Source organism: Acinetobacter sp. YH12205, from assembly GCF_013418125.1.
GTDB classification, from domain to species: Bacteria; Pseudomonadota; Gammaproteobacteria; order Pseudomonadales; family Moraxellaceae; genus Acinetobacter; species Acinetobacter towneri.
Genome location: NZ_VPCQ01000015.1, coordinates 22,349 through 31,417, shown reverse-complemented (window position 1 = coordinate 31,417; position 9,069 = coordinate 22,349). Strand labels below are relative to the sequence as shown.

General features: G+C 37.9%; 14 protein-coding genes and 3 pseudogenes. 15 read left to right on the top strand and 2 right to left on the bottom strand.

Going from position 1 to position 9,069, the window contains the following annotated elements; translation table 11 throughout:
• Positions 1-67, bottom strand: a pseudogene (locus tag FTU92_RS14195) (helix-turn-helix domain-containing protein); the annotation flags it as partial.
• Between the two features lie 35 nt (positions 68-102).
• Here FTU92_RS14195 and FTU92_RS13210 point away from each other — a divergent pair.
• Entirely contained in the window at positions 103-459 is a 357-nt protein-coding gene (locus FTU92_RS13210) for a hypothetical protein (RefSeq protein WP_180096418.1), read from the top strand.
• Entirely contained in the window at positions 456-833 is a 378-nt protein-coding gene (locus FTU92_RS13205) for a hypothetical protein (protein WP_179994748.1), read from the top strand. Before FTU92_RS13210 ends, FTU92_RS13205 begins: the two co-directional genes overlap by 4 nt.
• A gap of 165 nt (positions 834-998) precedes the next feature.
• Here the strand turns inward: FTU92_RS13205 and FTU92_RS13995 are convergent.
• Positions 999-1,182 (bottom strand): annotated as a pseudogene (locus FTU92_RS13995) (IS5/IS1182 family transposase); the annotation flags it as partial.
• A 3-nt stretch (positions 1,183-1,185) separates the two neighbouring features.
• Between FTU92_RS13995 and FTU92_RS13200 the strand changes: the two are divergent.
• The 13 genes and pseudogenes from FTU92_RS13200 (at position 1,186) to FTU92_RS13140 (ending at position 9,062) form a co-directional block, all read left to right on the top strand.
• A complete protein-coding gene (locus FTU92_RS13200) occupies positions 1,186-1,362 on the top strand; it encodes a hypothetical protein (RefSeq protein WP_180096417.1) in 177 nt (58 codons plus the stop codon).
• Positions 1,362-1,889, top strand: coding sequence for a hypothetical protein (locus FTU92_RS13195; RefSeq protein ID WP_179994746.1), 528 nt, complete (start codon positions 1,362-1,364; stop codon positions 1,887-1,889). The genes FTU92_RS13200 and FTU92_RS13195 overlap by 1 nt, the downstream gene beginning before the upstream one ends.
• A 395-nt stretch (positions 1,890-2,284) precedes the next feature.
• The gene (locus FTU92_RS13190) at positions 2,285-2,722 is read left to right on the top strand and encodes a hypothetical protein (RefSeq protein ID WP_180096416.1); all 438 of its coding nucleotides are present in this window, start codon (positions 2,285-2,287) and stop codon (positions 2,720-2,722) included.
• Positions 2,723-2,828: 106 nt separating this feature from the next.
• Positions 2,829-3,311, top strand: a pseudogene (locus FTU92_RS14270) (VENN motif pre-toxin domain-containing protein); the annotation flags it as partial.
• A 135-nt stretch (positions 3,312-3,446) separates the two neighbouring features.
• The gene (locus tag FTU92_RS14265) at positions 3,447-4,001 is read left to right on the top strand and encodes a polymorphic toxin type 46 domain-containing protein (RefSeq protein WP_373686067.1); all 555 of its coding nucleotides are present in this window, start codon (positions 3,447-3,449) and stop codon (positions 3,999-4,001) included.
• 3 nt (positions 4,002-4,004) lie between these two features.
• Entirely contained in the window at positions 4,005-4,277 is a 273-nt protein-coding gene (locus FTU92_RS13175) for a hypothetical protein (RefSeq protein WP_180061280.1), read from the top strand.
• Entirely contained in the window at positions 4,278-4,490 is a 213-nt protein-coding gene (locus FTU92_RS14260; protein WP_081377758.1) for a TNT domain-containing protein, read from the top strand.
• Between the two features lie 352 nt (positions 4,491-4,842).
• Entirely contained in the window at positions 4,843-5,463 is a 621-nt protein-coding gene (locus FTU92_RS13165; protein ID WP_005090858.1) for a beta-ketoacyl synthase chain length factor, read from the top strand.
• Positions 5,457-6,269 carry a 1-acyl-sn-glycerol-3-phosphate acyltransferase gene (locus tag FTU92_RS13160; protein ID WP_005090856.1) on the top strand — a complete coding sequence of 271 codons (813 nt, stop codon included), beginning with the start codon at positions 5,457-5,459 and terminating at the stop codon, positions 6,267-6,269. The genes FTU92_RS13165 and FTU92_RS13160 overlap by 7 nt, the downstream gene beginning before the upstream one ends.
• Positions 6,253-6,513 (top strand): phosphopantetheine-binding protein, encoded by a 261-nt coding sequence (locus tag FTU92_RS13155; protein WP_180096415.1) that lies wholly within the window; start codon positions 6,253-6,255, stop codon positions 6,511-6,513. Before FTU92_RS13160 ends, FTU92_RS13155 begins: the two co-directional genes overlap by 17 nt.
• Before the next feature lie 9 nt (positions 6,514-6,522).
• Positions 6,523-6,771, top strand: a complete 249-nt coding sequence (locus FTU92_RS13150; protein WP_005090852.1) for an acyl carrier protein — start codon at positions 6,523-6,525, stop codon at positions 6,769-6,771.
• Complete coding sequence (locus FTU92_RS13145) at positions 6,768-7,322, top strand: septation protein IspZ (RefSeq protein ID WP_005090850.1); 555 nt, start codon at positions 6,768-6,770, stop codon at positions 7,320-7,322. The genes FTU92_RS13150 and FTU92_RS13145 overlap by 4 nt, the downstream gene beginning before the upstream one ends.
• A gap of 78 nt (positions 7,323-7,400) precedes the next feature.
• Positions 7,401-9,062, top strand: coding sequence for an AMP-binding protein (locus FTU92_RS13140; RefSeq protein WP_180096414.1), 1,662 nt, complete (start codon positions 7,401-7,403; stop codon positions 9,060-9,062).
• The last annotated feature ends 7 nt before the right edge of the window (positions 9,063-9,069 follow it).

Genomic DNA, 9,069 nt, shown 5'->3' with positions numbered 1-9,069 from the left:
GCTTGGCCAGAAAAATGAGTCGTTCTCGCTGTTCTAAACTAAGTGGTACAGAAACAATTCGAGGCATGTGTGAACATCTGTTAACTAAAAAAACTTTTTCGCATGATTAGTTATTTTTGTCAACTTACTAGATTTGGAGATAATAAGTTATTACAGTCACATTTTGATAAACATGGTAAAGAGTTTAAACAATATGGTGTTAAGAACGTCGATGATTACTTAAACTTTGGACAGAAGATAATTCGTGATGGGAAGAAGGTTGAGTATATTTATAAGGGAGAAAAACGAACAGGTTATGTTGACTTTTTAGGAAATAACTCTCGCGGGGAAGCAAAGTTTGCACTTGTTGGTACTAATTCTAAAGGACATATTACAACAATTCATACTCAGACTGGTAAGGATTTTTGGAGAACAATCAATGGTAATGCACAAGATAAGGTTATAAGGGTAGTAAAATGAAATACTTAGTAAAAATTATTGAACCTGATATTGAACTTGATAATATTTTAACAATCCGGACTTGTGATGAAGTATTAGATGTTTTTGCTTCATATGTTCCAGAAGATATTAATTACAAAAATGAGTATTTGGTTGAATTAGAAGCAACAGTTTTAGATGAATATATTCTAGAGCAATCAGATGAAATATCCACGCTTCGGAAAATTGATAATAGTTTGGGGTATGAAATAATAGGAGTATTACGTAATGGGAAGATTTATGTGAATGAAATAATTTTTGAAGATGAAATTTTGAAAAGTGATTTTGGATATTTAGATAATAAAACAGTTAAATGGACAGTCGATAGAATTAGCCTTTACTTTGAAGATTTATAAGTAATATAAATTGTGAAAAATAAAACTTCTGCTGACATTTTGGTAAATTTTATCCAATGCCACAGGAGTTTGATTTTGAGTACAAAAGTACAACGAGAGATCACTCATAAACGGCTTTGTTGCACAAAGATTTAAAAGACAGCACTCTGCTCATTTGAACAGAACTCAAGTGATCGCTTGAGTATGAGGACGACCTAATTTTGTAAATCTGTTGAGGACTACTACACGTGCATGAATCTCATTGACTTGGCTTTGAAAGTTTCTCGAACTGAGTTTATCCCCATAATAACTTTATGCAATGCATCTTAGTTTCAACCAAACTTCGACGATGATAGCCTGACCATTTTCTGATATGCGTAATCTACTGGCTGTTGTACAAGTTAGGGAAGGGATTGTTGGTGATATGTGGAGTACAAATACTAAGGAACGATTACCAGGTGGTGGACATCAGGTTGAATTTAAAACACATCCAGGTAGTAATCCTCAATTGTTTGAAATTGATGAACTTTCCATTAAGGAAATTAAGTAATGATGATAAAACATGTTGTACAAACCACACAGTATGATGATAATAAAACATTTGAATATATTGAATATCCTGAGCTTGATTTCGAAACATCAAAGGCAAAGTTGATTCATTCTCGATATGCAAAAGTAATCAAAAGTGAAAAAAAAATAATTTATGAAGATGGTAGTGAATTTGTATTACCTATTTCAGAAAGTGTTGAAGTATTACCAGATCAGACAGGATTTATGGTGATTTATGGGAAAGAGCCGAGTGGATTAAGCAAAGAGAAAAAATATCCTTGGTTTTTTGATCAGCCTAGTAATGGTGCGATTTATAATGCTGACGGTAGCTTACGTCGACAAATAAAAAGTCCTTGGAAGGATGGATATATCTTCTCATTTGCACAATCATCAATGAAATATCCTAATCTACCAAGTGTTATTTTAGATCATGAGGATAATCCACATGATAGTAGTTTTTATGACTTATATGCTGTTGATATTAATACAGGAGTATTGTTGAAAACTGGACAACAAATACGACGTTGAGTTTTTAGATCAATATGGACCAGAGGTAGGTATATATTTGGTCAGCCTAGATTATTCGTTTGATAAACGATAATTACCACTATGTACTAATGTACCAAGTGCTTATCATAAATATAAAGTGCTTAGACCTTTTCATATAATTTAATTAGTGATTTTGATGGTATTAATGTCAACCGTAATTCATTCTACAAGTGTAAAAAAGAAAGAGAGGAATGGTTAAAACAAGCAGAAAAGATAGCTTATGAACAGCTAGCACAAGCTAGTAAAATGTATGATTATAAAACTAGTAAAGTTTTATCTGGTAACGCACATCAAGTAAATTTTATGTCCAATACAGCTAGGAGTAATCCAGAGTTATTCAAATTAGATTTGAATAATGTTAAGGAAATAAAGTAATGAGTAAAGAAAATATAAAAGAAATATATTACGTTTTTAAGTCTTCAATTAATGCGCAACAAGTAGAAGTTTTAGTTTTTAGTCAGGAAAAATTTGACTCAATCGGGGATTGGAAAAAAATTGATTCTTTAAAAAAACCATTAATTAATGTGGGTACTTGCATCGTTACTGATACGGGAAAAAAAATCATAGACGAATCGGGTACTGTCTCAGTGTTACCTAACCATAAAAATTTAATTCTTATATTTGATAAGAATAACAAGAAATTTTTGTGTCCAAACAATGCTGCGATTTATAATTCTGATGGAACTTTAAAACATCAATTATTATTACCTGAAGAAGGTTTTTGGACTCCTGATGCTGAAGGTTGGTATATACATTCAACTTATTATGCAGATTTTCCAAATTTAAAAGGGTGGGGGGGTAATGGTCACTAATAATCATAAGTGGCCAGATTTATGTTTTTGTTTATACGATGGCACACCAAATTTGATTTGGACAAAATATAGTCAAGAACGACGGTGACATGATGTGTGCTGAAATAGTACACAAGAGAAAGATCAACTTAACACATACAATGAAAAGGTTGATAACTATCAGAAACTTGGTGTCCTGCTTGATACAATTTCAACAGGATTGTCAGCACCAACGAGTTCAGGTTTAGGCATAGCGGCAGCTACATTAAGCCCTGCGGCAAGTTGCGAGATTGGTCAATACTTTAAATCTAATGATGCAGAAGGAAGTACAGCGCATATTTTAGCACATACGCTATTGGGTGCGGCGGTTGCAGCAGCAGGTGGAAATGATGCTTTAACGGCAGGTTTAGCAGCAGGTGGAGCGGAAGCATCGACACCGTTACTATCAAGCTATTTGTATGGCAAAGAGGCAAAAGATTTAACTGCAGATGAGAAATCTACTATTAGTTCAATCACTGGTTTAGTTGCATCTGGTGTAGGTGCAACGACAGGTGATATCGGCTCTACACTTCAGACTGGGCAAAGTGCTCAGAATGCGGTTGATAATAATGCTTCCATTGCTGGTGCTTATGCCAAGAAAAAATCTGAACAATACAATGACCTTTGTAAACAAAGTGGTATTTCCGCTGGACAGTGTAGTGAATGGACAGGGCAAAGGATCATTAATAATTCGAAAGAATTAGCAATGATCATAGTTCCTACAGAAATATATGAATTAATTCCTGTTGGTAAAGGGGCTGGAATAGTAAGTAAAGCTACTGGAAAAGTAATAGCAAAATTTGATGATACGAAACAGGCTAAGAAAGTTTTAGAGAATATTAAAGTTAGTCAAGAGGCAAGAAACGCATCTAACTTCGATCATCACAAAGCAATGGACTTCTATATTGGTAAAGTTGGGTATTCTACTGAAAGAGCTAGATCACATGTTGATGGCATAGATTTTAATTTTCCAGTGAATCGAACAACATTGAAAATAGATGAAAAATATGTGCAACATATTAAAGATGGTAGAATTGGCAATTATTTTGCACCAGTTGGTACTCCAGCAAACCATTTAGGAATTAACCCAGCAGGAAGAGTGCCAATTACTTTTTCTCCAGTAAAGGAAACAGAGGCGCTTAAATCAAAAGCTAGAGAAATTGTTGATACATGGACTGATCCGAATAAACCTTATCCAGCAAAAGGTGGTGGTACACAGTATTTTGTTCCAAACAAAGAAAATTTAAAACAGGTGAAGTGATTAATGAATAAACGGCTAGAACTATTTTATATTGCACTAGAAAAATGCGAGAATCTAATGGGTTTATATCCAGATTTAATTGTGTTGAAATCTATTTATAACCAAATTGAATATTTAATAAGTTTTGAAAAAAATATGGATATTGATAAAAGTCGAATATCTGAAATTATTATTGGGGTACAGACAGTAAGGGAAATTGAACCTTTAGATGATATAGCTTCAGAAATTTTTTATAGGGTAGCTGATGAAGCAAGAAAAATGAATAAATCCATGTGAATTGAAAAACGTGCATTACCTTTTAGCTCATTAAATAAACCTTATAGGCAATATGAAGTTATAAAGCCTATTACTCCTACAGCTGAATCAAAAATCTTACCATGGTTTGGACAACCTGGCCAAGGAACTCAGTATAAGTTGCCAAAATCTGTTCAGGAACTTTTAGATCCTAATAATCCATATTTAAAGGAAATTCGTAATGACAAGAGGTGAGTTAATTCAATATTTGTCTTCGTTGGGAGTGCATGATAGTAGTTATGCTTTCCACAAAATAAAAAATTCTGAGTGCGTAAGCATATTAAAGGAGAGAGATGTGGAATGTTTATTATACGGAAAGGAATATTCCTGACTGGCTTTGTTGCATAAATATGTAAGCATCTGATTTAAATAAATTTAATTTTGGATCAAAAAATAATCAAAACTTTTAAAATCATATAGTTATGAAATCTTTGTGCAACAAAGCCTTTTTGAAAACAACGTAGTTTTGTTAAATTTTGTGAAAAATTTGACACGGTGCTATAATTGCGAACCTGATAATTTGTCAATTTTTTAAACACTGATCACGATGATGCAACTCCACGTATCCCACTTAAATCTAAGTTCGATTGATCAAAAGTTATCAGCTATAGAATACATTCCTGCGATGCAACGCCGACGTTTGTCTCGTCTGGCAAAACTGGCTTTGAATTGTGCCATACAAGCTTTAGATACCTGCAATGTCGATTATATTGTTTGGGTGTCGCAATATGGTGATGAAGCCAAAACGCTGAATATATTAGAAGATGTCTTGAGAGGGCAAACGCCTTCACCGACTCAATTTTCAACCTCGGTACATAATGCAATTTCAGGCTTATATTCTATTTTATGTCAGGATGCGACACCTGCGACCAGTTTGGCAGGTTCGTGGAATGATGGGTTGATTGAAGCTTATGCATGGTTAAAAACAAGGCCAGAAGCCTGTCAGGTTTTGCTGGTGTATTATGATGAAGCCTTGCCTGAAATGTATATCGAGCATCAGCCATTTTCTGCTTTTGCGATGGCAGCGATGATTTCATTAGCGCCTGCAAATTTGATATTGATGCCAAAGCATACGAATGCAACGCCAGCCTATCAGCAAGCTTTAGCATTTAACACGTTTTGGACTAATCCTGAGCAAACTGAATCTGAAGCGTGGACGAAATGCTGAAATTAAATCGAATCAAGCAAAAAGCCAACTATGCATGGCGGGTTGGGGCGACAGGATTTAGCTTTGCCAGCTTTGGCTTAGGCGGTGTGGCGATTGGCGGTTTGGTTGCCCCTCTGGTTAAGCTGAGTTCGTCTGATCTGGATGTCCGAAAACAGCGCACTCAAAAGGTGATTAAACACAGTTTTAAAGGTTTCACCGAAATGATGGTGAAACTGGGCATTATGACTTATACGGTTGAAGGTTTAGAGAAATTAAAAAACAGTCAACAGGAGTTGGTGATTGCCAATCATCCGACACTGATTGACGTGGTGGTTTTAATTGGTTTAATGGAGCAAGCAAACTGTGTTGTTAAGCAGGCACTGTGGTCAAATCCATTTACCAAAGGTCCTGTGCAAAGTGCGGGATATATTTTAAATGCGGGTTCTGAACAATTTATTCAGGACTGTGTACACAAATTGCAGCAGGATCATGCCGCGTCCTTGTTGATCTTTCCTGAGGGAACAAGAACAGCAAAAGGTGAGCAGTTGAACGAGTTTCAGCGCGGCGCAGCCAATATTGCACTAAGGGCAGGGGTACCGATTCGGCCTGTGCTAATTAGCTGTACGCCCTCGACACTCACCAAAAACGAAAAATGGTATCACATTCCAGAACAGCCTTTTCATATCCATGTAAAAGTCTTGGATGCGATCCAAGTGGAAGACGTATTGGATGACGTAACGGTTAATCCAAAAAATGTACGTCAATTAAATCAACAATTACAATGGTTTTTTAACCAAGAGTTATCCCTAAATGACGAATCTTGCTGATGAATTAAAGCAAATGATTATTGATGTCCTTGCCCTTGAAGACATCAGTATTGAAGACATTGATACAGACGCGCCTTTGTTTGGCGCTGGTCTAGGTTTGGACTCGATTGATGCCCTTGAATTAGGCTTGGCATTGAAAAAACGTTATGGCATTCATTTGAATGCAGAGTCTGCAGAAACCAAAGAACATTTTAAATCAATTCAAAGCTTAGTGGCTTTGGTTGAAGCACAGAAAACAGCATAAGAGGTTGCTATGCTTGCACAAGAAACCGTGTTAGAAAAATTACGTGAATGGATGGAAGAGTTGTTTGAAATTGCGCCTGAAGATGTGCAATTAGAGTCAAACCTAGCTTCAGACCTCGATGTTGACAGTATTGATGCCATTGATTTGGTGGTAAAAATTAAAGAGTTGACAGGCAAACAAGTCAACCCTGAAGATTTTAAAAATGTGCGCACCATTCAAGATGTGGTGGTCGTGATTCAGAATATGTCAGTTGCATGAACAACATCTTAAAAGGGGTAGCAGGGATCGGTTTGATCCTCTATCCTTTTTTTGTCGCTTATGCTTTGGCACATGGACAGTATGTCTGGGTCAGTGCGGTATTGATTGTACTGGGCATTTTACGTCTCTTGAGTAAGGGCAATGCCCTGCTGTGGCCATTGACAGGTTTTGCCATTTTATGTGGCGGGCTGAGTTTGATTTTAAAAGATCATGCGTGGCTTAAACTCTATCCTGTCTTTATGAGTCTTGGGGCGCTGTTTATTTTTGCCAGCACCTTGATTCGACCGCCTTCAATGATTGAGCGTTTTGCACGTTTGGCAGAGCCTAATCTGCCAGAAGAAGGAGTCGAATGGACCCGTCAAGTGACCAAAGTTTGGTGTGGTTTTTTTTGCATCAATGCGGTCATTGCCCTGATCACTGTTTTCTTTGCACCGATGAAAATTTGGGTGATGTATAACGGCTTGATCTCTTATGTCTTGATGGGTGGATTATTGCTGGGTGAATTTGTGTTGCGTAAACGCCAGCAACGACTGCATCAGGCACAGAAATAACAGCATTTCCGTCAGGGCAGCTGAAACAGTGGTCTCGAACTATAGCGATTAGAAATACGGTTTTTAAAAACAAATTTTATGTCTTGTCATTTTCAACACCATCTCCATTCATCGCGTCCCTTGTGTATTCATGCGGACTCAAGTTTTGTTTCCTTTCACACTTTTTGGATGGATGTAGCTTTACAGGCTACGCAAATTCAGCAGTTGGAACAGCCAGTATGGGCGCTTTGGCAAGAAGACAGTTATGAGTTTTTAGTATTGTTGTTTGCAGCCTTACAAGCAGGTAAGCAAGTGCTGTTGCCGCCACATCGGGTCAGTGACTTAGAAAAAGAATTGGCTGAACAGCAGATTTATTTTTTACAACGTTTGCCGTCGACAGCCACGCCAACTTTTGAGCTTCAATTTGATGCTACCTTTCTCAATCAGGCACAGCTGTATTTTTATACTTCGGGCTCAACAGGGCAGCCGAAAAAGATTCCGCGCACCTTGCAACAATTGTTCAATGAAGTCTGTGGTTTAGAAGCCAGTTTTGATTTGCCTGAGCAGGCGATCGCGATTGCTACGGTGAGCCATCAACATATTTATGGTTTGCTGTTTAAGTTGTTGTGGCCTTTAGCCAGTGGACGCAGTTTCTATCAGAAACAATTGGCTTTCCCTGAAGATGTGGTTGATCTTCAAAAGAAAATTGCCCATTTGCAACTGCCCAATTACCTGATTTCAAGTCCTGCATTGTTGAAGCGCTGGACCACAGATGTAGTGTTGCAAGACTGCCATCGGGTCTATTCCTCTGGTGGAAAGTTGGATGCAGGCGTGCGTCCTTTGCTAAACCGTCCCATTACCGAAGTGTTTGGTAGTTCTGAAACAGGCGGGATTGCTCACCGTCAGGCAGATGATGCGCTATGGACTCCCTTTGCCAATGTCGAAATTAACTGCGCCGAGCAACAAGAGTTAGCCGTTAAAACCAATCATGCCTTTAGCATGGATTGGATTTTGACTGGAGATAAAGTGCAGGTCGTGGATGCAAATAATCCCAAAAGTCCATTCCAACTATTGGGGCGTTTGGACCGTATTGTCAAACTCGAAGAAAAGCGGTTAAGTCTCGATGCGATTGAAGTGAAAATCGCTGAGTTGGCAGAAATACAGCAGTGCCATGTTTTAATTCATGAAAAAGAACAGCGTCAGATTTTGGCGGTGGTAGCGGTGCTGACAGTGGATGCAAGGGTGCTGCTTATCGAAAAGGGCAAAGCTGCCTTTACCGCACAGCTGAAAAAACAATTACAACAGAAGCTGGAAAGTATCGCGATTCCGCGGCAGTGGCGGTTCTTAACGCAAATGCCACAAAATGCACAATCGAAGCTGAATAAACAGTATTTAAAATCACTCTTTCTGCCGATGACCTTGCCTGTGGTATTGACACAGCAGTCTCAGGATATGCAGATCAGTTATGCTTTGGAGTTTGTGCCTGAGCTGGAATGCTTTAAAGGGCATTTTCCGAACTTTCCGATTTATCCGGGCGTAGGGCAAATTGGTTTTATCCAGCATTTTGCCAAACAAAATTGGGTGGATTTACTGTGGTGCAATGGTTTTGAGCAATTAAAATTTCAAGGACTGATCCAACCCTATCATACGGTGGAACTGGTGCTCAGCCGTAAAGCGCATAAGGTCAGTTTTGAGCTGAAAAATCATGACAAAATATTGGCATCAGGACGTTTGCTGTTTGCTATCCCTTCAGACGTTTAAGCCGAGA

What these genes read in the sequence shown, in the direction of transcription:
- FTU92_RS13165 (WP_005090858.1), top strand. Translation starts at nt 4,843, where the DNA reads ATGATGCAACTCCACGTATCCCACTTAAATCTAAGTTCGATTGATCAA.
- FTU92_RS13175 (WP_180061280.1), top strand. Translation starts at nt 4,005, where the DNA reads ATGAATAAACGGCTAGAACTATTTTATATTGCACTAGAAAAATGCGAG.
- FTU92_RS13155 (WP_180096415.1), top strand. Translation starts at nt 6,253, where the DNA reads ATGACGAATCTTGCTGATGAATTAAAGCAAATGATTATTGATGTCCTT.
- FTU92_RS13205 (WP_179994748.1), top strand. Translation starts at nt 456, where the DNA reads ATGAAATACTTAGTAAAAATTATTGAACCTGATATTGAACTTGATAAT.
- FTU92_RS13160 (WP_005090856.1), top strand. Translation starts at nt 5,457, where the DNA reads ATGCTGAAATTAAATCGAATCAAGCAAAAAGCCAACTATGCATGGCGG.
- FTU92_RS13140 (WP_180096414.1), top strand. Translation starts at nt 7,401, where the DNA reads ATGTCTTGTCATTTTCAACACCATCTCCATTCATCGCGTCCCTTGTGT.
- FTU92_RS13145 (WP_005090850.1), top strand. Translation starts at nt 6,768, where the DNA reads ATGAACAACATCTTAAAAGGGGTAGCAGGGATCGGTTTGATCCTCTAT.
- FTU92_RS13210 (WP_180096418.1), top strand. Translation starts at nt 103, where the DNA reads ATGATTAGTTATTTTTGTCAACTTACTAGATTTGGAGATAATAAGTTA.
- FTU92_RS13190 (WP_180096416.1), top strand. Translation starts at nt 2,285, where the DNA reads ATGAGTAAAGAAAATATAAAAGAAATATATTACGTTTTTAAGTCTTCA.
- FTU92_RS14265 (WP_373686067.1), top strand. Translation starts at nt 3,447, where the DNA reads ATGATCATAGTTCCTACAGAAATATATGAATTAATTCCTGTTGGTAAA.
- FTU92_RS13200 (WP_180096417.1), top strand. Translation starts at nt 1,186, where the DNA reads ATGCGTAATCTACTGGCTGTTGTACAAGTTAGGGAAGGGATTGTTGGT.
- FTU92_RS13195 (WP_179994746.1), top strand. Translation starts at nt 1,362, where the DNA reads ATGATGATAAAACATGTTGTACAAACCACACAGTATGATGATAATAAA.
- FTU92_RS13150 (WP_005090852.1), top strand. Translation starts at nt 6,523, where the DNA reads ATGCTTGCACAAGAAACCGTGTTAGAAAAATTACGTGAATGGATGGAA.